A 26,137-nucleotide genomic window follows, 5' to 3' on the forward strand; every position below is an offset into this window, starting at 1 on the left:
ATAATGAGATATACTGATCCTCCGATACTGCGTAATTGCGGTGATCCCATCGGAGAAGAGTTTCAAATCTAATGGTTCAAAGGCAGCCGGTCCGGGGACGGAGAGGCTGTTACAATCTTTTATGATTCCCAACGAGACGATAAAACCGGAATAAGAATGAAGGAGTATCCATTATGCGTGAAAAATTAGCGACATTACCGCTGACTCAGTTAAAAGAGCTGGCAAAGAGCCAGGGAATCAAGAATATCAGCGGCTTACGAAAAGCAGAATTAATTGACCGTCTCTGCGAGACAGCGGAGAGCGCCGACAGCCAAAAGGCAGCGGCGGGAAACAGTGAAAATAGAGAAAGTACAGCAGTGCCGGCACAGGGGACAGCTGTAGAGGCAGCAGCTTCTGGAAACGGTTTTGGAAGCGCGAGAACGGAAAGCGCGGCACCGGAGAGGGCGTCTGCGGCATCGGAGCGTGCAGACCGTCAGGAACATACAGGACGTCAGGAGAGAACCGAACGCTATGAGAGATCTGATCGTCAGGACCGCGGCGAGCGCCAGATGAGAAATGACCGCCAGGGCGGATACCAGAGCCGCCAGAATAACTACAGAGAACGCCAGAATAATTACCAGGACCGTCAGGGCAGCTATCAGGACCGTCAGAGCGGCAGTTATCAGGACAGACAGAACAGCCAGTCCGCAGGTCAGGATGCACAGACACAGGGCACTTCCTATCAGGACCGCCAGAGCCAGAACAGTGTCCAGGACGCCCAGGGCATCCAGGAGAGCACAAGAACCTACCAGGCAGGTTACCAGACAAGAAACCAGGGAACCCAGAGCTACACTGCGGACCCGAAGAACGACCTCCAGGACCTTGACAGCGGCATCGAGGCAAACGGAATCCTGGAAGTTATGCCGGATGGCTTCGGATTTATCCGCTGCGAGAACTTCCTCCCGGGCGACAACGACGTCTATGTAGCTCCGTCCCAGATCCGCCGCTTCAATATGAAGACCGGTGATATCATCCGCGGAAGCCGCAGAGTGAAATCCGCAACAGAGAAATTTGCGGCACTCCTCTATGTGAAGACGATCAACGGCTACCCGACAAGTGTCGTGGAACGCCGCCCGAACTTTGAGGACCTGACCCCGATCTTCCCGAACCAGAGATTGAATCTGGAAGTCAGAGGCGGAAAAAATACGACGGCCATGAGAGTCATGGATCTTCTCGCCCCCATCGGTAAAGGACAGCGTGGTCTTATCGTGTCCCCGCCGAAGGCAGGTAAGACGACCCTGTTAAAACAGGTGGCAAAAGCCGTGACGACAAACTATCCGGACATGCATATGATCATCCTCCTGATTGACGAGCGTCCGGAGGAAGTCACAGATATCAAGGAATCCGTTGTGGGACCGAACGTGGAAGTCATCTATTCCACCTTCGACGAGCTCCCGGAGCGCCACAAACGCGTTTCTGAGATGGTGATCGAGCGCGCGCGACGTCTTGTAGAGCATGGACGCGACGTGATGATCCTTCTGGATAGTATTACGAGACTGGCGAGAGCCTACAACCTCGTTGTTCCGCCTAGCGGACGCACACTTTCCGGCGGTCTTGATCCGGCGGCTCTCCACATGCCGAAGCGATTCTTCGGTGCAGCGAGAAACATGAGAGAGGGCGGAAGCTTAACGATCCTCGCAACAGCCCTCGTCGATACCGGAAGCCGTATGGATGACGTGATCTACGAGGAATTTAAGGGTACCGGCAACATGGAACTTGTACTCGACAGAAAACTTTCCGAGAAGAGGATCTTCCCGGCCATCGATATCTTAAAGTCCGGCACAAGACGCGACGACCTCCTGCTTACGAGCGAGGAAGCGGAAGCTGTGGATATCGTCCGCAAGGCGACAAACTCCATGAAGGCAGAAGAATCTGTGGAGAAGATCCTGGATATGTTTGCCCGCACAAGGACGAACAGAGAGTTCGTGGAAATGACGAAGAAGACACGGTTTATATGATCGGCAGTGGACTGCACGGCAATCCGCAGATTTGCCAAACAGGCATAAATTAAGAAATTGCGCAGGAAGCTGCAGTTATATCTGCGCGAATACCCGGCTGGCAGGAATGATCTGCCGGGTTAGATAGGAGAACAAGCAGAATGGAAGAAACAGGAAAAAATCCGATCCAGGTTGCGGAGCGCCTGTTCCAGGTGATCGAGCGTCTGGCGGAAAATGGTCCTATGGGGATCATGGATCTGAGCGCTGAGCTTGGATTTCATAAGAGCACGACGCACCGCCTCGTGACATCGCTCCAGTACATGGGCTATATCCGTCAGGATGAGGAATCCTTAAAATATGCGCTGTCCTTAAAATTTCTGGAAATCGGAAGTAAGATCCTGGAACAGACGAATATGGCGTCCCTGATCCATCCGTCTCTGAAGAAGCTCTCGGAGCAGACGGGAGAGACGGTACATCTGGTCCGCAGAGAGGGAACGGAGGCCGTGTATATCGATAAAGTGGAGTCCACAGTCAGCTCGATCCGCATGGTGTCGAGAGTTGGGAGCCGGATCCCGTTATACTGCTCCGGTGTCGGCAAAGCGCTGCTTGCGGAATTGCCGGATCCTGAGATCGAAGATATCTGGAACAGTTCTGAGATCACCTCCCTGACACCGTATACAGTGACGAGTCTGTCAGATCTCATGGATCGGATCCGCGGGGTTCGGGAAGCCGGATTCGCGATGGACGATGAGGAGAACGAGGAAGGTGTACGCTGTATTGCGGTCAGCATCCCGGACTACCACAAGGAACCGGTCTATGCCCTCAGCATCTCCGCCCCTGTAAGCCGCATGACTGATGCCCGGATCGCGGAGCTTTCCACAGATGTGCTGACGTTTAAGAAGGATCTGGAGAAGACACTGGGATTTTCCAGAAGTTGAGAATAATGGTGCAGGCAGCAGATAGTTACTGGACACAGGCAGAAATTTTCTGAACTGAAAATTCCGTACAATACAGTGGTGGCAGTAAATTTTGCCGATCTGGAATGCGAAGCATCGGCAAAATCAGTTACTGTTTGCGCAAGGAGGAACAGTAACTGCATATAAAAATACAGCTTTAAACGTGTGTTGGGATATTGCAAATAAAAAACACATATGATATAATGCCGTTAGGCAAAGAAAATAAAAACTGCATATAGCAAAAAAGAATGAACCCCTCAGTACTGCGAATACTGAGGGGTTCTTCTTATTTTTTATGATGGACAAGAAACCACCAGGCTAGTGTTGCCCTACTTGTCTCCATCTAACCATTTGATGATGTAATGGCAGGTTACACCAGCCGCACAGGAGACAAGAAATGAAAATAAAAACTGCATAAAGCTCACCTCCTCCCGCTGCCGGGTATCGGTTGGACAACATAAATATTATACGGTAGAACCACAAATGAAACAAGATTACATAAAACTATATTTATTGTAACTGTTTGGTACCGGTCAATGTGCACGGGCAGGAATTTTCTGAACTGAAAATTCCATACAATACAGCGGTGGCAGTGGATTATGCCAATCTGGAAAGCATCGGCAAAATCAGTTACTGTTTGCGCAAGGAGGAACAGTAACTGCATAGTTACTGTACACGGGTAGGAATTTTCTGAACTGAAAATTCCGTACGATACACTTCTGGTAGCAGATTTTGCCGATTTGGAATGCGAAGCATCGGCAAAATCACGTTACTGTACACGCATGCGTGTACAGTAACACTGCATATAAAAATACAGCTTTAAACGTGTGTTGGGATATTGCAAATAAAAAACACATATGATATAATGCCGTTAGGCAAAGAAAGTATCAGATTCAAAGGACAAAAAGAATGAACCCCTCAGTACCGCGAATACTGAGGGGTTCTTCTTATTTTTTATGGTGGATAAGAAACCACCAGGCTAGTGTTGCCCTACTTGCCTCCATCTAACCATTTGATGATGTAGTGGCAGGCTACACCAGCCGCACAGGAGACAAGAAATGAAAGTATCAAATTCAAAAGACTCACCTCCTCCCGTTGCCGGGTATCGGTTGGACAACATAATAATTGTACGATAAAAGTGCTGATGAAGCAAGATTACATAAAACGTAACTGTTCAGTAGGTCTGCGCACTTGCTGCGCTGACCGTAAGAAAACATAGGCTGGAAGGCAAAAATCCCATCAGCGAAGCTGATCTGGAATGGATTTTTGCACGTAACTATGAAGGTACTGAATAGTTACCATAAAACTATATTTATTGTAACTGTTCGGTACCGTTACTGTTTACGCCCTCAGTGTTAGAAATTCGGTACCTTCACAGTTACTAATTTTTACTTTGATTTTACATTCACCGTATTGTATAATAAATCTAATAAGAATCAGAGCAACACACCGAAAAATATTTTAAAGATGCCAAAAGCAGACATACAGGAGTGATGAGAATGCCGGAAAACGAAAAGACGAGACTTCAGAAATTTATGGGTGGAGGAAAACAAGGATACCAGATCGCATTCCAGATGGCTTGGCCCGCGGTGATGGAGTCCTTTTTTATTGCCCTGGCGGGCATGGTGGACTCGCTGATGGTGAGCTCCATCGGCGCATACGCGGTGGCGGCAGTAGGTCTGACAACGCAGCCGAAATTCATCGGCTTGTGTATCTTTATCGCCATGAATGTATCCGTATCTGCCCTGGTGGCGAGACGTCGCGGTGAGAAAGACCGGATCGGCGCGAACCAGGTTCTCCTGATGGCGCTGATCTTCACAGTCGTTGTCGGAATTTTGATCAGCATAGCGGCGGTGGTTTTTGCGGAACCGATCATCCGCTTCTGCGGTGCCAACGAGGACACTCAGGAGAGCGCGGTCCTGTATTTCCGGATCATCATGGGCGGCATGATCTTCAATATCATCTCCATGGCCATCAACGCCTCCCAGCGCGGTGCCGGAAACACGAAGATCGCCATGCGAACCAACGTGACCTCCAATGTGGTCAACATGATCGGAAATTATCTCCTGATCCAGGGACATCTCGGCTTCCCGGCTATGGGAATCGCGGGCGCGGCGCTGGCTACCGTCTTTGGAACCATCGTTGCCTGCATTATGAGCATCTGCTCCCTGATCCCGAAAGACAATTTTGTCAGCATTCCCTACATTATAAAAGAGCGCGTCCGCATCACCCTGGAACCGGCAAAGAATATGGCAAAGATCGCCTCCAGCGTTTTCATCGAGCAGGTGTTCATGCGGACCGGTTTCCTTCTTGTATCGATCATGGCGGCGAGACTAGGAACCTCGGCCTACGCGGCGCACCAGGTGGCCATGAATGTCATGAACCTGTCATTCTCCTTCGGCGACGGCATGCAGGTGGCTGCCGTTGCGCTCTGCGGGCGGAGTCTCGGGGAGAAGCGCCCGGATCTGGCGGTCATGTACGGAACAATCTGCCAGAGGATCGGAAACATGATCTCCATCGTATTGTCGATCCTGTACCTGACGTTAGGAAACTGGTATTTTCACCTGTACTTTGTTGAGGAAGATATTATCGCCATGGGTGCCCGGATCATGCAGGTCATGACTGTGATCGTACTCCTGCAGATCTCCCAGGTCATTTACATGGGTTGCCTCAGGGGTGCGGGAGATGTGGTGTTCACCACCTGTGCTTCGACCCTCAGCATCACCATCGTCCGCCCGTCCTGTGCGTACCTGTTCTGCTATGTACTGGAGATTGGAGTTGTCGGTATCTGGCTCGGAATCGTGTGCGACCAGATCGTGAGAGTGTGCCTGACGAACTGGAGATTTAAGAGTGGAAAGTGGACGAAAATAAAGATATAGCGAGCGCAGAGGAAAAACAAGCGGCGCCTCCGGCGACATTTGTTTTTCCTGCGCCGCTAACGAGCAAACTGTCTGCGAAGCAGACAATAGAGCGCGAAGCGCGTGTTTGCGAGTGAGCGATTCGACTCAATGAGTCAATACCCCCAAAAACGAAAAGAGCCATATGCCCCGAAAACTGGTCATTCCAGTTCCGGCCGCATACAGCTCTTTTTTATGTAACAGGAAATTCCGAGAAATTCCCTGTTACATAAATTTGCAAGATCAATTCAGACAATACGCGGACTAGTTGCCGCACTCAATACTGATCGCGTTAAACATGTCAAGGATATCATCCACCTTCGTGTTCGCCTTTTCCTCGCCTTTCTTATCCATGACCGCATGCCCCTGATGCATCATCAGAAGACGGTTTCCGTACTCTACAGCGAACCGGAGATTATGTGTGACCATAATGGTCGTCAGGTGCTTTTCCGCAACGATCTTTCCGGTCAGTTCCATAATAATATCTGCCGTCTTCGGGTCAAGGGCGGCCGTGTGCTCATCAAGGATCAGAAATTCGATGGGAGTCATGGTTGACATTAAAAGAGCCATTGCCTGACGCTGTCCACCGGAGAGAACACCGACTTTTACCCCCATCTTATCTTCAAGACCGAGACCGAGGATTTTCAACTGGTCGCGGTAGAAGTCAATGCGGGCCTTATTTGTTCCGGGGAGAAGATTGAACGGCTTTCCCTTATTGTCCGCGAGAGCCATATTCTCGAGGATCGTCATATTCGGACAGGTTCCCATCGCCGGGTGCTGGTAGACGCGGCCGATGCGGCGCTGGCGCTTGTACTCCGGCATTTTTGTGATATCGGTTCCGCCCATGACGATGGTGCCGGAATCCACCGGAATGCTGCCGCAGATCAGATTCAACATGGAAGTTTTACCGGATCCGTTGCTGCCGACAACGGAAACAAACTCGCCGTCATCGATGCTGAGGTTGAAATCGTTAAAGAGGCACATTTCATTTACAGTGCCTGCGTTGTAATATTTACTGATGTTTTTTAACTCAAGCATGGTGTGCCCCCTTTCTCTTCATGGAATCACTGACGATCAGGATCAGAAGAAGAATTGCCGCAGTGATAAGTTTCAGGTCGGTCGCCTTTACGATCCGCATGGAAATAACGAAAGCGACACACGCTTTATAGAGGATCGCACCCGCGATAACTGCGGTGGTTGCCTTCAGCTTTCCGAAGCGGTGGAACAGCTGTGTTCCGAGAATCACGCTTGCGAGACCGAAGACCATGGTTCCGGTTCCGATCGAGATGTCGAAGAACGCCTGCTTCTGGGCGAGCACTCCGCCTGCAAGAGCGGCGAATCCGTTGGCGATCGCAAGGCCGATGATCTTCACCCGGCCTTTGTCTTCTGCCAGGGATGTAACGAGAGCATCATTGTCACCGGCTGCCCGGAGAAGATAGCCGGATCTCGTATTTAAGTACCAGTCGAGAACGAACTTGCAGATCAGGGCGATCACAGCCAGAATGATCACAACGATGTACGGTCTTACGGATGCCGGAAGACTGTTTCTGGTCCACTCGTTGTCAAAGATCGTATCCTGGGACAGGAACGGAAGGTTTGCCTTCATTCCGGCGATCCTTAAGTTTATGGAGTAGAGAGCTGTCATGACAATGATACCGGAAAACAGGTCGCGGACCTTACATTTTACATGAATGACACCGGTCACGCATCCGGCGAGAACACCCGCAAAGAAGGAGAGCGGAAGTGCCCACACTGGGGAAACTCCTTTTACGATCAGTCCCGCGGTCAGCGCTGCGCCCAGAGGGAAAGTTCCGTCAACCGACAGATCCGGGAAGTCCAGGATCTTGTAGGTGATGTAGACGCCCAGGGCCATGATCGCGTAGATCAGCCCTTCCTCAAAGATTCCTAATAAGATTGCCATGATATCCTCCGAAAATCAGTAACTGGGGAAAATCCCGCAATTACATGTTGCTGCAAAGTCCGGCAGAAGCGGAAAATCGCTTTGCCGGACCATGATGGTTTATGTTGCCGATCATCCGACTTCCTTATTAAAAGTGGATGAAATTTGTTGAACTACTGTGTGATCTCAGTGAATAACTCTTTTGCGTTGGAAGCAAGATCCTCCGGGAAAGTGATTCCAAGATCCTCAGCGACTTTGGAGTTTCCGTAGAAAGCAGCAGTCTCGATCACCTCGAAGTTCAGTTCACTTGCTTTCTTCTCGCCCTTTAAAACTTCTGCAGCCATGCGTCCTGTCTGCTTTCCGAGATCTACATAGTCAAGTCCCATAGCAGCGAGGCAGCCAATCTTGACCTGCTCGATCTCACTTCCGAATACCGGGATGTTTTTCGCATTTGCCTTGGAAAGGATCAGCGGAAGGGAGGCAACGACGGTGTTATCTGTTAAGTTGTTTAAGCAGTCGACCTGCTCTAAGAGGCTGTCAGCAGCGAGTGGAATGTCTGCTGTGGAGGAAACGCCAGATTCAACGATCTCGAAACCGTAGTCAGCGGCTTTTTCCTTGTACTCAGCCAGAGTGGAAGCGGAGTTTACTTCGCTTGTTGTATACATGATTCCGATCTTTTTCGCATCCGGAAGGATCGCGCGGATCATTTCGAGCTGCTGCTCGACCGGAAGCTTGTCGCTGGTACCTGTCACTTCGCCAACCGGAGTTCCGTCAGCGTTTGCGAGCTCGGCTGCAACCGGATCCGTAACGGCTGTATAGATGACCGGGATGTCGTTCTTTCTGCCGACGCTGTATGCACTCTGGGCGCTCGGTGTTGCGATCGCGCAGATGAGATCCACCTTCTGTCCGGCGAAGTTTGTGCTGATCTGTGCTGCTAACCCTGGGTCAGCCTGTGCGTTCTCTTCTAATACGGTAAGGTTCTTTCCTTCAACGATACCGTTCTCTGCAAGCCCCTCAAGGAAGCCTTCGCGGCAGTTGTCGAGAGAGCCGTGGACTGCGAATTGGTTGATGCCGATGGTGTAGGAACCGTCTGCAAGAGCTGTATCTGCTGCGTCTGCGGATTCAGCCGTTGTTGTCTCTGCGGCAGCTTCTGTTGCTGTGGCTGTCGTTGTCTCAGCAGCTGTTGTGGTGGAAGCTGTGTTAGAAGAGCAGCCTGCAAGGAGTGCTGCGGTGAAGGTTGCTGCGATGATTGCTTTGATGGATTTTTTCATAATTTTGTTCTCCTCTTCTACTTTTGATAAAGATGTTTTGCAGCTGCGGCAGGTCCTGTTGCGGCGACCGCCGTTTTGCCGAGTAGTTGTTGGAGGTGTGGAGCGAAGGTTTTTGGGGATCGGGATGTTGTACGGTGCAGAGCACTTATTTTTGTAAAAAAAAATCCCAAGCATCAGATATCGATTTAAAATCTGATGCTTGAGACGAATTTCATATCCGCGGTGCCACTCAATTTGACCTTTCGGTCCGCTTTTTTCGTATACCAACATATACGCCGCTCTCTTAACGACTGCGGTAGCCGTCAGTCCATACTAAAATTCAGGACTGCCCTCGAAAGTCCATTCCATTTCCAGTGCAATACTGCAATCCCACCGCCTGCAGCTCTCTGTGAAAACACGATCGAAAATGTACTCCTCTTTCTCAACGGTTTTTCTTGTTTGGTTATGGGTATCATAGTACGAAAAGGATTGTTTGTCAAGAAGAACAATAAAAAAAGTTTGGAAACCTGCAAACTCTGCCGGGCAGAAAGAAAAATGGTAATTTCTAAAAAAAATATAACATTTCAGAAACTTCCATAAATTCCATTGACTTTCAATGTTTCCTGATATAGGATAAATATCACACGAAATGACAGGGTGTCATCTCACGCAGATCTTCAGAAAACAAAGCATGTAAAAGGCAGAAAAAGTAACAGCAGAGGCTCGGATGCGATGAAAAGCTCTGCAGAAAAATGAAAATCAAGGAGGCAGACGTATGGGTACAAAAGACGGCGGAAAAAAGCCGAACCCGAATGATCTCAATTCATTTAAGGGATTTTTCTATTATATGATCATAATTCTGGTCATGACGGTCCTGTTAAATGGACTCGTATTCCCGTCCGCACTGAAAAGCCAGGTAAAGGAAGTCGGCTACAACGAGTTCCTGACCATGGTGGACAACGGACAGGTCGCACAGGTGGAAAAAGATGACACGAACGGCGAGATCGTATTCATCACAAAAGACAGCAATGGGAAACAGCAGATCTACAAGACAGGTCTCTGGGATGATCCGGATCTGACAGAACGGTTATACAGTAAGGGAGTGACCTTCGACAAGGTGATCCCGCGGAAGGAATCCGCTATCATGGCAGTCTTCACAAACTGGATCCTTCCATTCATGATCATGATCGGACTTGGACAGATCTTAAGCCGCAGCATGGCGAAGCGCATGGGCGGAAACGCGATGACATTTGGAAAATCGAATGCAAAGATCTACGCGGAGAGTGAGACCGGTGTTACATTCGCGGATGTCGCAGGTGAGGAGGAGGCGAAGGACGCCTTAAAGGAGATCGTTGATTTCCTTCATGATCCGAAAAAATATTCCGATATCGGTGCCACACTTCCGAAGGGCGCGCTCCTCGTAGGCCCTCCAGGAACAGGTAAAACATTACTTGCAAAGGCTGTTGCCGGTGAGGCGCATGTTCCGTTCTTCTCAATCTCCGGCTCTGAGTTTGTTGAGATGTTCGTCGGCATGGGTGCCGCGAAGGTCCGGGACCTCTTCAAGCAGGCAAATGAGAAAGCGCCGTGTATCGTCTTTATCGATGAGATCGATACCATCGGTAAAAAGCGTGACGGAAGCGGCATGGGTGGAAACGATGAGCGTGAGCAGACCTTAAACCAGCTTCTTACAGAGATGGACGGATTCGACGGACGAAAGGGTGTTGTGATCCTGGCGGCCACAAACCGTCCAGAGACCCTCGATAAGGCTCTTTTGAGACCGGGCCGTTTCGACAGAAGAATTCCGGTGGAACTCCCGGATCTCAAAGGCCGTGAGGCGATCCTGCGGGTACATGGAAAAGATGTCAAGATGGATGAGTCCGTTGACTTTAACGCCATCGCGAGAGCGACTGTCGGAGCCAGCGGTGCCGAGCTTGCGAACATTATCAACGAGGGCGCGCTCCGTGCCGTCCGCATGGGACGCCGCGTTGTATCCCAGGCTGATCTGGAGGAGAGCGTTGAGACTGTTATCGCCGGTTACCAGAAGAAGAATGCGTCCGTATCTGAGAATGAACGCCGGATCGTCGCCTACCACGAGATCGGTCACGCCCTCGTTGCAGCGTGCCAGAGTAACTCTGCTCCGGTCCACAAGATCACAATTATTCCGAGAACATCGGGTGCTCTCGGCTATACGATGCAGGTGGAGGATGGCGAGCGCCTTCTTATGAGCAAGGAGGAGGCACTTAACAAGATCGCAACCCTGACCGGCGGCCGTGCGGCGGAGGAATTTATGTTCCACTCTATCACGACCGGTGCCTCCAACGATATCGAACAGGCCACAAAGCTTGCCCGCGCTATGGTGACCCGCTACGGTATGAGCGACCAGTTCGGTATGGTTGCCCTTGAGACCGTGACGAACCAGTACCTTGGCGGAGACACCTCCCTCGCATGCTCACCGGAGACAGCGAAAGCCATCGATGACGAGGTGATCGCTACCGTGAAGGCACAGTACGAGAAGGCAATGGGAATCTTAAGAGACCATGCAGCAAAATTAAACGAACTTGCCGGATATCTTCTCGAGAAGGAGACGATCACAGGAGAAGAATTTATGGAGATCCTGAACCGGTAAAAGCAGTATATCAGTGTGAGAAGACTCAGAGACCATGCAAAGTGGCTGCTCTGAGTCTTTTTTTGTTTTGGGAAAAGAATCAGTTACTTTTCATGGGTAGGAATTTTCTGAACTGAAAATTCCGTACAATACAGTGGTGGTAGTGGATTTTGCCGATTCGGAATGCGAAGCATCGGCAAAATCCTGTTACAGTGCGCGGGCAAGGAGTGCCCGTGTACTGTAACAAGAATCAGGCATCGGGCTGACGATGTAAAATCTCGATTGTGTATACCGGAAACCTATGTTAAAATGAGAGTGGAAATTTAGCTGTTGGGCTTAAAATACAAAATTAAAATGACCTGAAAAGAGGAATACCGACAGGAGGAACAACGGATGAAACAGAAATATTGTCCATACTGCGACCAGAAAATGACATCGGGTCTATACTGCAGCGGATGCAAAAGGATCGTGTGGCATCCATATGTACAGGATGTGGATTACTACTTAAATGAGAGGCATCCTCGCCATGAGTCAGACTGCCTGTACCATGATGGCGGAAGCGAATACCCTGGAAGCAGCACGTCCGGTACAGATTCGTACGCGGGCATATTTAAAGGGAATGGGACATCAACCAGAATACAGGGCGGAAAGAAAAAGACAAATCGGGAGAAGAAGACAGCGGATCCATTCCAGAATATGGGAAACCGGATGACGGGACAGCGGAATGCGTTCGAACGTATGAAGAGCCAGCTTGAACAGTACCGCAGCCAGGCAGATACCTGCCAGAGTGGAACTTACAGCAGCCAGTCCGCGAAGAACATCATGGACCGCGTAAACTCCGAGCGGGGACGGAAGAAGCCGTTTACCAGCATTCTGATCGTCGTGATCATCTGGCTGGTATTTTCCGTCGGCGGAAACCTGCTGTTTCTTATCACCCATGCGATCAGGGAATCGATCTACGGGATCGAGAACATCTTCGACTCGTCCAGCGGCGATCTCTGGTCCTCTGCAGATTCCAATGCCGTGGGGGTCCTTGGAGAGGGCGAGCTCTCCGACGAGGAGGTGCGGGCCATCGGAACAAACTGTACAAACTACGGTCACTATGACGCCCAGCTTGCGGATGTGACGGCCGCCCTGGACCGGCTCCTGCCGCAGTACGGATTTTCTGAGTGGTCGATGGAGGACACATACAGCTACAACTATGCTTCGGACGATATGAGCTGGTACAACACAGATCAGGCCTATTATCTGAGTCGTGACGGGGAGTATGTGGGAAGCATTACCATCTACGCTGACACGGCAACGGACGATCTCCATGGGATCGGTGCCTACAGCAGCAATGAGGAGGCCTTTTACCAGATCGTGGACGTGCTGGAAGCTGCATTTCAGGAATTCGGCTATCTGGATACGGATCTAAGCGGACAGGAGGTATATCAGGAACTGATCAATACCGAGGATATGATCGTTAGTAAGACAGATGACAGTGTCAACGGATTTACCACAGCTTATGGACCGGAGATTTTTGCAAGTAAAGAAAGCCCGTCAGGGGATGATTTTTATTCGATCCAGATGTATGCGCCGGGGTATTACACAAGCGTAGAGTAGAATGGTAAAAATTATATAGACTGATAAAAGATGTGCTGCAGGATCATCTGAAAGATTCTGCAGCACATCTTTTATTTACGTGAACAACGTCCAGGAAAACCTTGTAAAAAAGTGCTTGACAGATTGACAAACCCATGATAGTATGAAATGTGCACTATTGTGGTATCATGTGCATATGGTACCAGTATGCCCAAAATTGGCTATTGATTATAGAGAAAGAAAACAGGGGTGAAACGTCAAATGGAGAAAAGCAGAATGCGTCCGGTGCCGGCCGGCAAGAGCGTAAGAATGAGCTTCTCAAGACAGAAAGAAGTTCTTGAGATGCCGAACCTGATCGAGATCCAGAAGGATTCTTATCAGTGGTTCCTCGACGAGGGCCTGAAAGAGGTCTTTGACGATATCTCTCCGATCGCTGACTTTGCTGGACATCTGAGCCTGGAGTTTGTAGACTTCACGCTGTGCAAAGATGACATCAAATATACGATCGAAGAGTGCAAAGAGCGTGATGCGACTTACGCGGCACCTTTAAAGGTTAAGGTGAGACTCTGCAACAAAGATAAAGATGAAATCAATGAACATGAGATTTTCATGGGCGATCTGCCGTTAATGACAGATACCGGCTCCTTCGTTATTAACGGTGCCGAGCGTGTTATCGTCAGCCAGTTGGTACGTTCCCCAGGTATATATTATGGAATCGATCATGATAAGATCGGTAAGGAATTATACTCCTGTACCGTGATCCCGAACCGTGGAGCATGGTTAGAGTATGAGACCGATTCCAACGACGTGTTCTATGTCCGTGTAGACCGTACGAGAAAGGTCCCGGTTACAGTCCTGATTCGTGCGCTCGGATATGGAACAAACGCCGAGATCATCGATCTCTTCGGTGAAGAGCCGAAGCTTCTCGCAAGCTTTGGAAAAGATACATCCGACAACTATCAGGATGGTCTCCTTGAATTATATAAGAAGATCCGTCCGGGCGAGCCGCTGTCCGTTGACAGCGCTGAGAGCCTGTTAAATGGTATGTTCTTCGACCCGAGAAGATATGATCTCGCGAAGGTCGGCAGATATAAATTCAACAAGAAGCTCCACATGAAGAACCGTATCGTAGGACAGATTCCGTCCGAGGATATCGTCGATACATCTACAGGTGAGATCCTTGCTGAAGCAGGAAAGGCAATCACAAAGGACCAGGCGATCGCGATCCAGAATGCAGCGATCCCGTACGTATGGATCCAGACTGAGGAACGCGTAGAGAAGGTTCTCTCCAACCTCATGGTAGACCTTTCCGCATACGTAACATTTAATCCGGAAGAAGTAGGTATTACGGAATTAGTATACTACCCGGTATTAAAAGAGATTCTGGAAAAAGCAGGGGATGACGAGGAAGCGTTAAAAGCAGAGCTCCACCGCAACATCCACGAGCTCGTTCCGAAGTGCATCACGAAGGAAGATATCCTTGCTTCCATCAACTACAATATGCACCTTGAGTACGGCATCGGCGTAAAGGATGATATCGATCATCTTGGAAACCGTCGTATCCGTGCAGTCGGCGAGCTGCTTCAGAACCAGTACCGCATCGGTCTCTCCAGAATGGAGCGTGTGGTACGCGAAAGAATGACGACACAGGACATCGACGGAATCACTCCGCAGTCCTTGATCAATATCAAACCGGTAACCGCAGCAGTGAAGGAGTTCTTCGGAAGCTCCCAGTTATCCCAGTTCATGGACCAGAACAACCCGTTATCCGAGCTTACGCATAAGAGACGTCTCTCCGCGTTAGGACCGGGCGGTCTGTCCAGAGAACGTGCGGGATTCGAGGTTCGAGATGTACACTACACCCACTATGGCCGTATGTGTCCGGTCGAGACTCCTGAGGGACCGAACATCGGTCTGATCAACTCCCTTGCGAGCTATGCAAAGGTAAACCAGTACGGTTTCGTTGAGGCTCCGTACCGTGTCGTAGATAAGACTGACCCGGCAAACCCGCGTGTTACCGATGAAGTCGTTTATATGACCGCGGACGAAGAGGATAACTACATCGTAGCACAGGCGAACGAGCCGCTCGATGAGGAAGGCCACTTCATCCACAACAACGTATCCGGTCGTTTCCGTGAGGAGACTTCCTCCTTCCAGAAGAGACAGATCGATTTAATGGACGTATCCCCGAGAATGGTATTCTCTGTCGCTACATCCATGATCCCGTTCTTACAGAACGATGACGCGAACCGTGCCCTGATGGGATCCAACATGCAGCGTCAGGCAGTACCGCTTCTTTCCACAGAAGCTCCGGTCGTTGGTACCGGCATCGAGGGCAAGGCTGCCGTTGACTCCGGTGTCTGCGTTGTTGCAAAGAATGCTGGCGTTGTTGAGCGCTCCGCGTCCAATGAGATCGTGATCAAGAGAGATTCTGACGGAAACCGCGATGTTTACCGCCTGATCAAATTCTCACGAAGCAACCAGTCCAACAGCTATAACCAGAAGCCGATCGTTTACAAGGGAGACCATGTAGAGAAGGGCGAGGTTATCGCAGACGGACCGTCCACAAAGGATGGAGAGATCGCACTTGGTAAGAACCCGCTGATCGGATTCATGACCTGGGAAGGTTACAACTACGAGGATGCGGTTCTCTTAAGCGAAAAACTCGTTATGAACGATGTATATACATCTGTTCATATTGAAGAATATGAATGCGAATCCCGTGACACCAAGTTAGGACCGGAAGAGATCACAAGAGATGTTCCGGGTGTTGGTGAGGACGCATTAAAAGACCTGGATGAGAGAGGAATCATCCGCATCGGCGCTGAGGTACGTGCCGGTGATATCTTAGTCGGAAAGGTAACTCCGAAGGGAGAGACCGAGCTGACTGCAGAAGAAAGACTTCTCCGCGCAATCTTCGGTGAGAAGGCAAGAGAGGTCCGCGATACATCCTTAAAGGTACCGCACGGCGCATACGGAACCATCATCGACGCGAAACTCTTCACAAGAGAGAACGGCGACGAGCTTGCTCCTGGCGTAAACGAGACAGTCCGCATCTACATCGCACAGAAACGTAAGATCTCTGTCGGTGATAAGATGGCCGGCCGTCATGGTAACAAGGGTGTTGTCTCCCGTGTACTTCCGGTAGAGGATATGCCGTTCCTTCCGAATGGCCGTCCGCTCGATATCGTATTAAACCCGTTAGGCGTGCCGTCCCGAATGAACATCGGACAGGTCCTCGAGATCCACTTAAGCCTTGCTGCAAAGGCACTCGGCTTTAACGTTTCCACACCGGTATTCGATGGCGCGGACGAGAACGATATCCAGGATACACTGGAGCTTGCAAATGATTATGTAAATATGGAATGGGATGCATTCCAGGAGAAGTATAAGGATATCCTTCGTCCGGATGCGATGGAATACCTCGGCGAGCACCTTGACCATCGTGCTCTCTGGAAAGGCGTTCCGATCAGCCGTACCGGTAAAGTACAGCTCCGCGACGGACGTACAGGTGAATACTTCGATGGTCCGACTACGATCGGACACATGCACTACCTGAAGCTGCATCACCTGGTTGATGATAAGATCCATGCCCGTTCCACAGGTCCATACGCACTGGTAACACAGCAGCCGTTAGGTGGTAAAGCACAGTTCGGCGGACAGCGTTTCGGTGAGATGGAGGTTTGGGCTCTTGAGGCTTACGGTGCGGCTTACACCCTTCAGGAGATCCTGACTGTGAAGTCCGATGATGTTGTAGGACGTGTAAAGACCTACGAGGCGATCATCAAGGGCGAGAACATTCCGGAGCCGGGTATTCCGGAGTCCTTCAAGGTACTCTTAAAAGAGTTACAGTCTCTCGGACTGGACGTAAGAGTGCTGCGTGACAACGGTGAAGAGGTCGATATGTCTGAGAACATCGACTACTCCGATACCAACTATGACCTTCGTTCCATCATCGAGGGAGACCGCCGCTACAACGATAAGGAAGACTTATCCGACTATGGATTCCAGAAACAGGAATTCAAGGGCGACGAGCTCGTTAATGTGGAAGAAGATGACTATACAAACGACGGTGCCAAAGACGACTATGTCGATGACGATTATACCGAGGATGACGACAAATAATTAGAAGGGAGTACCGTTCATGCCTGAGACAAATGAAACTTATCAGCCGATGACATTTGACGCGATCCGTATCGGACTTGCCTCTTCGGAAAAGATTCTGGAATGGTCCCATGGTGAGGTTAAGAAACCGGAGACCATCAACTACAGAACCTTAAAGCCGGAGAAAGACGGTCTGTACTGTGAGAGAATCTTTGGACCGACCAAGGACTGGGAGTGTCATTGTGGTAAATACAAAAAAATCAGATATAAAGGTGTTATCTGTGACCGCTGCGGCGTTGAGGTAACAAAATCCAGCGTCCGCCGTGAACGTATCGGACACATCGCGCTTGCCGCTCCGGTATCCCATATCTGGTATTTTAAAGGTATTCCGAGCCGTATGGGCCTGATCCTGGATATCTCTCCGAGAGTCCTCGAGAAAGTCCTGTACTTCGCTTCCTATATCGTTCTGGATGCCGGAAACACCGGTCTTCAGTTAAAGCAGGTCCTTTCTGAGAAAGAGTACCGCGATGCTGTTGAAAAGTATGGCTACGGCACATTCCGTGTGGGAATGGGTGCTGAGGCTGTTCAGGAACTTTTAAAGAATATCGATCTGGATAAGGACTCCGAAGAGCTTAGAAAAGCTCTTCAGGAGGCATCCGGCCAGAAGAGAGCGAGAATCATCAAACGCCTTGAGGTCGTAGATGCATTCCGCAGCTCCGGAAACAGACCGGAGTGGATGATCATGAATGTGATTCCGGTTATCCCGCCGGATATCCGTCCGATGGTTCAGCTTGACGGCGGACGTTTCGCGACATCCGACTTAAACGACTTATACAGAAGAATCATCAACCGTAACAACCGTCTTGCAAGACTTCTTGAGCTCGGTGCTCCGGATATTATCGTCCGCAACGAGAAGAGAATGCTTCAGGAGGCCGTTGATGCCCTGATCGATAACGGCAGACGCGGAAGACCGGTTACAGGCCCTGGAAACCGTGCGTTAAAGTCCCTTTCCGATATGTTAAAGGGTAAACAGGGACGTTTCCGTCAGAACCTTCTCGGTAAACGAGTTGACTATTCCGGACGTTCTGTTATCGTCGTTGGACCGGAACTTAAGATCTATCAGTGCGGTCTTCCGAAGGAGATGGCGATCGAGCTCTTTAAACCGTTTGTTATGAAGGAACTCGTTGCTAACGGAACCGCGCACAACATCAAGAACGCGAAGAAGATGGTTGAGCGTCTCCAGACAGAGGTCTGGGATGTGCTTGAGGATGTGATCAAAGAGCATCCGGTTATGTTAAACCGTGCTCCTACTCTTCACCGTCTTGGTATTCAGGCGTTCGAGCCGATCCTTGTAGAAGGTAAGGCGATCAAGCTTCATCCGCTTGTTTGTACCGCATTCAACGCGGACTTCGATGGAGACCAGATGGCGGTCCACCTTCCGCTTACCATGGAAGCTCAGGCAGAGTGCCGTTTCCTTCTCCTCTCCCCGAACAACCTGTTAAAACCGTCCGATGGTGGTCCGGTAGCCGTTCCTTCCCAGGATATGGTCCTCGGTATCTATTATCTGACACAGGAGAGACCGGGCGCAAAGGGCGAGGGAATGTTCTTTAAGAGCCCGAACGAAGCACTTCTTGCATATGAGAACGGTGCCGTTACTCTTCACGCAAGAATCAAAGTCCGTGTGACAAAGACTCTTCCGGATGGAAGAACAATGACTGGTATCGTTGATACAACTGTCGGACGTATCCTCTTCAACGAGATCATCCCGCAGGATCTTGGATTTGTAGACAGAACGATCCCGGGCAACGAGTTAAAGCCGGAGATCGATTTCCTCGTAAAGAAGAAACAGTTAAAGCAGATCCTCGAGAAAGTCATCAATACACACGGAGCGATCCAGACAGCGATCACCCTGGACGATATCAAGGCGATCGGTTACAAGTACTCCACAAGAGCAGCTATGACCGTATCTATTTCCGATATGACTGTCCCGGCAACAAAGAAGCAGCTCCTTGCAGATGCAGAAGCTACCGTTGACCGTATCGCTAAGAACTTCCGCCGTGGTCTTATCACAGAGGAAGAGCGTTACAAAGAAGTTATCGATGTATGGAAAGCAACCGATGACCAGCTGACACATGACCTTCTGACAGGTCTTGATAAATACAACAACATCTTCATGATGGCGGACTCCGGAGCCCGTGGTTCCGATAAGCAGATCAAGCAGCTTGCCGGTATGCGAGGACTCATGGCGGATACGACCGGTCACACAATCGAACTCCCGATCAAGTCCAACTTCCGTGAAGGTCTTGACGTACTTGAGTACTTCATCTCCGCACATGGTGCGAGAAAAGGTATGTCCGATACCGCTCTTCGTACAGCCGACTCCGGTTACCTGACAAGACGTCTTGTTGACGTATCCCAGGACCTTATCATCCGTGAGACAGACTGCTGTGAAAGCAAGGGAACGATCCCGTACATGGAGATTGAGGGCTTTACGGACGGTAAAGAGACCATCGAGACGCTGCAGGAGAGATTGACAGGCAGATATATCGCTGAGACGATCACAGATCCGGATACCGGAGAAGTTGTTGTTAAGGCTAACCATATGTGTACACCGAAACGTGCCGCAGCCGTTATCAAGGTTCTTGAGAAGCTCGGCAGAAATACTGTTAAGATCCGTACAGTCCTGACATGTAAGTGCCATATCGGTGTCTGCTCCAAGTGCTACGGCGCAAACATGGCGACAGGCCAGCCGGTACAGGTCGGAGAGGCGGTTGGTATCATTGCCGCACAGTCCATCGGTGAGCCTGGTACACAGCTGACCATGCGTACATTCCACTCCGGCGGTGTTGCCGGCGGCGATATCACACAGGGTCTTCCCCGTGTCGAGGAGCTTTTCGAGGCCAGACGCCCGAAGGGACTTGCGATCATCGCTGAATTCGGTGGTGTTGTTACAATTAAAGATACAAAGAAAAAACGTGAGATCATCGTTACGGACCAGGAGACAGGAAACTCCAAGACTTATCTGATCCCCTATGGTTCCAGAATCAAAGTTGCGGACGGACAGGTTCTCGAGGCCGGCGACGTTCTTACAGAGGGTAGCATCAACCCGCACGACCTGTTAAAGGTTAAGGGCGTTCGTGCCGTACAGGATTACATGATCCGTGAGGTACAGCGTGTTTACCGCTTACAGGGTGTAGAGATCAACGATAAGCATATCGAGATGATCGTGCGTCAGATGTTAAAGAAGATCCGTGTCGAGGAGAGCGGCGATTCCGACGTTCTTCCGGGCGTATCCATGGATGTTCTTGATTTCAACGAGATGAACGAGGAGCTCATCGCTGCAGGCAAACAGCCGGCAGAGGGCAAACAGGTCATGCTCGGTATCACAAAGGCATCCCTTGCAACCGATTCCTTCTTATCCGCCGCATCCTTCCAGGAGACCACAAAGGTTCTTACTGAGGCTGCGATCAACGGTAAGGTCGATCACCTGATCGGTCTGAAAGAGAATGTTATTATCGGTAAGCTGATCCCGGCTGGTACCGGAATGAAGCGTTACCGCAATATCAAGCTCAGCACAGGCGAGATCGAGGATAAGATCCAGGAGCAGGAAGCACCGGTTGCTGAAGAGCCGCAGGAGGAGACGGATGCTCCGCTTGAGGAAGCAGATAAAATCATTCTCAACGAGGATGATACACAGGATGTCGATGAGTGATCGGTATTTTGACAAATAAATATATCGGAAAGCTTTCTGGAAACAGGAACTTTTCCGTATGCTGAGGCATATAAGAACAGCGAGGAGAACATGAAAGATCATGTTTTTCCTCGCTGTTTGAGTATACAGATGGTTAGAAGAAAGCAACTTGTAACGATTCGGCGGGCCGATGGGCTTTCTGTGCTGAATGTGAGAAGACCTGAATTACAATTTCTTGATTTTTGGCTTGGCGCGGCAAGTGTGCGGACCGATGGAGGTGTTTTACATGATTACGATACTGTCCGGCTTATTTATTAAAAACAGAGATCAATTCGGGAACAGCGATGTGCGCCGTGCCTACGGCATGCTCTGCAGTATTGTGGGCATCGCGCTCAATGTATTTCTGTTTGCCGGAAAATATCTGGCGGGTGTGATCAGTGGATCCATCGCTATTACGGCGGATGCATTCAATAACCTGTCAGATGCAGGATCATCCTTTATATCTCTTGTGGGATTTAAATTTTCCGGCATGAAGGCTGACGCGGATCACCCCTTTGGACACGGGCGCATCGAGTATGTCTCCGGATTTGGAGTTTCCATGGTCATCATTCTCATGGGAATCGAGCTTTTCAAAACTTCCATAGAGAAGATCTTTCATCCGGAGCCGGTGGAGACTGGCGCTCTGGCGGTGGGGATCCTTGTGGTCTCCATCTGTGTAAAGGGATACATGTGCTTTTACAATCGGACAGTCGGCAAAAAGATCCAGTCGGAGACAATGAAAGCGACGGCTATGGACAGTATGAGCGATTCCATCGCGACAACGGCGGTTCTGATCTCCATGGCTGTGGCCCATGTGACAGGCATTAGTATCGATGGATGGTGTGGCTGCCTTGTGGCATGCTTTGTATTGTATGCAGGATTTGGCGCGGCGAAGGATACCCTGAATCCGCTTCTCGGAGAACCGCCTTCCAGAGAATTTGTAAATGAGATCAGGACGATCGTTATGGCTCATCCTGAGATCCTTGGGATCCATGATCTAGTGGTCCACGATTACGGCCCGGGGAGACGCATGATCTCCCTTCACGGGGAAGTGTCCGGGGATTGCGATATCTTCGAGATCCACGATGTGATCGATCGGATCGAGAAAGAATTGAAGGAAAAACTTGGCTGTGAGGCCGTGATCCACATGGATCCGATCGTGGTGAATAACGAGGCGATCAATGAGACAAAAAAGGAAGTTGTTGACATGATCAACGAACATTTTCCGGGCGTCACCATCCATGATTTCCGCATGATCCAGGGGCCGACTCATACGAACCTGATCTTCGACGCGGTGGTCCCATTCCAGTATGGGAAAACGAACGAAGAGGTAAAACAGGGGATCGAGAAACTGATCTCAGAGAAATGGGATGATTATTACGCAGTCATACAGGCAGAGCAGTCATATCTGGAATAAAGAAAAAAGATTGAATCCGGCAGAGTGTGCAGAAGCGCTTTGCCGGATTTTTGCAGTTAAAGAAAACGTAAGAAGTCTACAGGAAAAAGGGTTTGCGATTGCATGGTTGAACTGCTATACTTGAGATATGGAACTCACGGAAGTATGTGGGCAGATGGGTGACAGAACAGGCGCTCCGGCATCTGGAAACTTGTGCAGATGACCGACGCGGTTGTTGAATTTTAAGGAGGTCTCTCTTATGAAAAAGTGGAAAATGATCCTTACTGCAGCGATGCCGTTAGCAATGGCACTGTCCTTCCCGGCATTCGCGGGCGAATGGCACGAGGATATGAACGGCTGGTGGTATGAGAACGATGACGGTTCCTATTGCCGGAACGGCTGGTACTGGATCGATGGTGATCATGATGGCTGGGCACAGTGCTATTATTTCGGAAATTCCGGTTATCTGCAGATGAATGCCGGATATGCGCAGACAAATACGAGTCATGCGGACGGATATGAGATCGACAAAAATGGTGCCTGGAGCGTAAATGGTGTTACCCAGGTAAAGGCAGTTCCGATCGCTGTCGCGGAGAACGATCCGGAGGCGCTGAAGGTCTATGAGGAAGCACAGCAGCTTAGCGAGTCTCTCCCGAGCGCGAATATCGATGTGGACTATACGATCACCATGTCTTATCTCGGACAGAATATTGATATGTCCATGAATATGAAACTGATGATGAAAGAGGACGCGAACGGAGACATGCAGTTTGTATGCAAGGGTACCGCGGATACGCTTGGAACCGCAGTGCCGATCGACATGTTCTACACAGACGGATACATGTATGTGAACACTATGGGCATCAAGTACAGGCAGGCCATGGATCTGGAAGCTGCGAAAGCTCAGGCCACACAGATCAACATGGATCTGGATACGGATGTTGTCAAAGGCTTGAGAATGTATACAAGCGGTGACACAAGGAAACTTGCATTTACCATTGATGACCAGAAGATCAACGAGATCCTGACCGCAGTTACCAGCGCGACCGCAGAGACCTACAAGGAGCTTGGGGTCACTCTGGACATGAAGATCAATGAGTCGAACGGCGAGATGACGGTCAACAAAGATGGCTATTGCGAGGCTATGAAGATGTTTATGGACTACGGAATGAGTGTTACAGATCATACAACATCCGAAGCTGATGAGATGAACTATAAGATGGATATCAATATGACATATAAGAATCCGGGCAAGGAAGTTTATTTTGAGATCCCATCTACAGATGGCTACGAAGATATTGCTGTAGCTTATGTGGCAGATGCGGAATAGGGGCAGTAGAATCGGAACCGGTCTGGTTTGTTAAAAAGTGAAGTGTAAATGGGCGCTGGTTTGCGTATGGCTGAGAGGTCATGGCAGATCAGTGCCTTTTTGTGCCACAGGAAATCCCTGTTCACAGATGACTGCGGCAGGCTTTGCAGAAATGTAGTTTCATCTGTAATGAGATCTGCACGTTGCTGCGTTTGGGAGAATAGCAGATTGGAGCATCTCTCATATATTAAATAGAAGAAACAGGACAAAGAGGGAGAGATTATGGTATCCATCAGCCTATGCATGATCGTGCGCAATGAGGAAAAGGTCCTCGGAAGATGCCTGGCCTGCGTGCAGGGATTTGCGGATGAGATCATAATTGTGGACACGGGATCTACGGACCGGACGAAGGAGATCGCATTTTCTTTTACGGACAAGGTTTATGATTTTAAATGGAAGGATGACTTTGCAGCGGCGAGAAATTTCGCGTTTTCCAAGGGAACAGGGGATTACCTGTTCTGGCTGGATGCAGATGATGTGATAAGGCAGGAGGAACGGAGAAAATTAATGGATCTTAAGAGACAGCTGGATGACGAACGGCCGGATGTGGTGATGATGAAATACGCGGTTGGATATGACGGGGATGGCGCACCGTCATTTTTCTTTTATAGAGAACGCCTTTTAAGACGGTGCGGAAAAGCAGTGTGGAAAGGGCGCATCCATGAGGCGGTAGAACCCTTTGGAAAAGTAGTGCGGGAAGATATCATGATCGAGCACAGGAAAGTGGGGATAGGGGATCCGGACAGGAATCTTCGGATATTTGAACGGATGATCCGGGAGAAGGGGAAACTATCTCCGCGGGATCAGTATTATTACGGAAAGGAATTATATTACCACAGAAGATACCGGGATGCCGCTTCCGTATTTTCGGAATATCTGGAACTGCCGGATGGCTGGCGGGAAGACCGGGTGGATGCCTGCAGGCATGGGGCGTACTGTATGTACCGGATCGGAGATCGGGACCGGGCACTAAAGTTTCTGCTTTCCGGACTTTCTGAGGGGATCCCGAAGCCGGAGCTCTGCTGTGATCTCGGATGGTGGTTCTTTTCGGCCGGGCGCTATCGCGACGCAATTTTCTGGTACGGGCAGGCAGTTCAGACCGGAAGGTGGACCGGGGAGGACGGTTTTGTGATGCCGGAGTGCCGGGGATATATTCCGTATCTGCAGATGTGTGTCTGCTACGACAGGCTGGGGGAATGGAAAACGGCGGAACGGTATAATGAGCTGGCGGAGAGGTGCCGGCCGGGGGCGGAGACATGCCAGTTAAACAGGAAATATTTTGAGAAAAGAAAAGTGCAGCAAATTGAACGGAGACAGAGAGGTGACAGTCGGAGTTTTGGACAAAAAATCGCAGAAGTAGCAGTTTCGGACGGGCAGCATAGATTATAGTAAGCGAACAACCTGTATGGGATGTCCGCAAGGAAAATATGCTGAAAGGGGAATTGATCATGCGCAATTATGAATATGATTTCTGGGAGAACGAGGATTGCAGAGCAGAGAGCTGCCGGGGGGGAGACGAGAGAGGACATTGGGATGGGAACTGTTGCTGCGGCCGAGACGGAAGAGACCGCTGGGACGGAACGCAGGGCTGTGGCGGAGATGGAAGAGGTGGCTGCGGTGGGAATTGTGGCTGCGGTGGGAATTGTGGCTGCGGAGGAAACAGAAGAGGCGGCTGTGGCGGAAATTGCGGAAGCGGCTGGGGATATGGCTGGAGACACGGAACCTGCTGCTGCCGGGGACCGCAGGGTCCGAGAGGCCCTCAGGGATGCCCGGGGCCTGAAGGACCGAGAGGTCCACAGGGGTTTCCGGGATTTGACGGAGCGCCGGGAGCGACAGGCCCGATGGGCCCGATGGGACCGGCAGGAGCGCCGGGGGTGACAGGTCCGATGGGCCCGATGGGTCCGGCAGGAGCAGTGGGAGCGACAGGTCCGATGGGTCCGATGGGTCCGGCAGGAGCGCCGGGAGCAACAGGCCCGATGGGACCGATGGGTCCGGCAGGAGCAGTGGGAGCGACAGGCCCGATAGGCCCGATGGGTCCGGCAGGAGCAGTGGGAGCGACAGGTCCGATGGGACCGATGGGTCCGGCAGGAGCAGTGGGAGCGACAGGTCCGATGGGTCCGATAGGTCCGGCAGGAGCAGTGGGAGCGACAGGTCCGATGGGCCCGATGGGTCCGGCAGGAGCAGTGGGAGCAACAGGTGCGATGGGTCCACAGGGGCCAACCGGTCCGACAGGTCCCGCAGGGACAGTGACAGCGGCCGCTCCGGTGGCAAATGCCACAGACTCGGAGAACGTGGTGAATCAGTTTAATGAATTACTTGCAAATCTGAGAACGGCTGGACTTCTGGCACCCAATCCCTAACGAAGGATAG

General features: G+C 50.5%; 14 protein-coding genes and 1 other annotated feature. Of the genes, 11 read left to right on the forward strand and 3 right to left on the reverse strand.

Features of this window, described 5'->3' with window-relative positions; genetic code table 11:
- Positions 1 to 173 precede the first annotated feature (173 nt).
- From rho to DWY93_RS01445, 3 genes are all read left to right on the forward strand, one after another.
- Positions 174 to 1,997 (forward strand): transcription termination factor Rho, encoded by a 1,824-nt coding sequence (gene rho / locus DWY93_RS01435; protein WP_015553319.1) that lies wholly within the window; start codon positions 174 to 176, stop codon positions 1,995 to 1,997.
- A gap of 140 nt (positions 1,998 to 2,137) precedes the next feature.
- Complete coding sequence (locus DWY93_RS01440; protein WP_015553321.1) at positions 2,138 to 2,914, forward strand: IclR family transcriptional regulator; 777 nt, start codon at positions 2,138 to 2,140, stop codon at positions 2,912 to 2,914.
- Positions 2,915 to 4,431: 1,517 nt separating this feature from the next.
- Entirely contained in the window at positions 4,432 to 5,811 is a 1,380-nt protein-coding gene (locus DWY93_RS01445; protein WP_117471641.1) for an MATE family efflux transporter, read from the forward strand.
- A gap of 282 nt (positions 5,812 to 6,093) precedes the next feature.
- Here the strand turns inward: DWY93_RS01445 and DWY93_RS01450 are convergent, their stop codons facing one another.
- From DWY93_RS01450 to DWY93_RS01460, 3 genes are all read right to left on the reverse strand, one after another.
- Positions 6,094 to 6,867, reverse strand: coding sequence for an ATP-binding cassette domain-containing protein (locus tag DWY93_RS01450; RefSeq protein ID WP_015553323.1), 774 nt, complete (start codon positions 6,865 to 6,867; stop codon positions 6,094 to 6,096).
- Positions 6,860 to 7,750 carry an ABC transporter permease gene (locus DWY93_RS01455; RefSeq protein WP_117471642.1) on the reverse strand — a complete coding sequence of 297 codons (891 nt, stop codon included), beginning with the start codon at positions 7,748 to 7,750 and terminating at the stop codon, positions 6,860 to 6,862. Before DWY93_RS01455 ends, DWY93_RS01450 begins: the two co-directional genes overlap by 8 nt.
- 152 nt (positions 7,751 to 7,902) lie before the next feature.
- Positions 7,903 to 9,000 (reverse strand): ABC transporter substrate-binding protein, encoded by a 1,098-nt coding sequence (locus DWY93_RS01460; RefSeq protein WP_117471643.1) that lies wholly within the window; start codon positions 8,998 to 9,000, stop codon positions 7,903 to 7,905.
- Positions 9,001 to 9,197: 197 nt separating this feature from the next.
- Positions 9,198 to 9,434 (reverse strand) — a binding site (T-box leader).
- Positions 9,435 to 9,754: 320 nt separating this feature from the next.
- Here DWY93_RS01460 and ftsH point away from each other — a divergent pair.
- The 8 genes from ftsH (at position 9,755) to DWY93_RS17760 (ending at position 26,127) form a co-directional block, all read left to right on the forward strand.
- Entirely contained in the window at positions 9,755 to 11,605 is a 1,851-nt protein-coding gene (gene ftsH / locus DWY93_RS01465; protein WP_021905601.1) for an ATP-dependent zinc metalloprotease FtsH, read from the forward strand.
- 372 nt (positions 11,606 to 11,977) lie between these two features.
- Positions 11,978 to 13,189, forward strand: coding sequence for a hypothetical protein (locus DWY93_RS01470; RefSeq protein ID WP_117471644.1), 1,212 nt, complete (start codon positions 11,978 to 11,980; stop codon positions 13,187 to 13,189).
- 240 nt (positions 13,190 to 13,429) lie between these two features.
- A complete protein-coding gene (locus DWY93_RS01475; RefSeq protein WP_117471645.1) occupies positions 13,430 to 17,293 on the forward strand; it encodes a DNA-directed RNA polymerase subunit beta in 3,864 nt (1,287 codons plus the stop codon).
- Between the two features lie 19 nt (positions 17,294 to 17,312).
- Positions 17,313 to 20,984, forward strand: a complete 3,672-nt coding sequence (gene rpoC / locus DWY93_RS01480) for a DNA-directed RNA polymerase subunit beta' (RefSeq protein ID WP_117469196.1) — start codon at positions 17,313 to 17,315, stop codon at positions 20,982 to 20,984.
- A gap of 265 nt (positions 20,985 to 21,249) precedes the next feature.
- Positions 21,250 to 22,419: a cation diffusion facilitator family transporter gene (locus tag DWY93_RS01485; RefSeq protein ID WP_015553331.1), complete on the forward strand. Its 1,170-nt coding sequence runs from the start codon at positions 21,250 to 21,252 to the stop codon at positions 22,417 to 22,419.
- A gap of 238 nt (positions 22,420 to 22,657) precedes the next feature.
- Positions 22,658 to 23,728, forward strand: coding sequence for a hypothetical protein (locus DWY93_RS01490; RefSeq protein ID WP_117471646.1), 1,071 nt, complete (start codon positions 22,658 to 22,660; stop codon positions 23,726 to 23,728).
- A 261-nt stretch (positions 23,729 to 23,989) separates the two neighbouring features.
- Positions 23,990 to 25,156 (forward strand): glycosyltransferase, encoded by a 1,167-nt coding sequence (locus DWY93_RS01495; protein WP_242990495.1) that lies wholly within the window; start codon positions 23,990 to 23,992, stop codon positions 25,154 to 25,156.
- Between the two features lie 59 nt (positions 25,157 to 25,215).
- Complete coding sequence (locus DWY93_RS17760; RefSeq protein WP_181968464.1) at positions 25,216 to 26,127, forward strand: hypothetical protein; 912 nt, start codon at positions 25,216 to 25,218, stop codon at positions 26,125 to 26,127.
- Positions 26,128 to 26,137 lie beyond the last annotated feature (10 nt).

The organism is Clostridium sp. AF28-12 (assembly GCF_003435225.1).
In the GTDB taxonomy this organism is placed as follows: Bacteria; Bacillota; Clostridia; order Lachnospirales; family Lachnospiraceae; genus Pilosibacter; species Pilosibacter fragilis.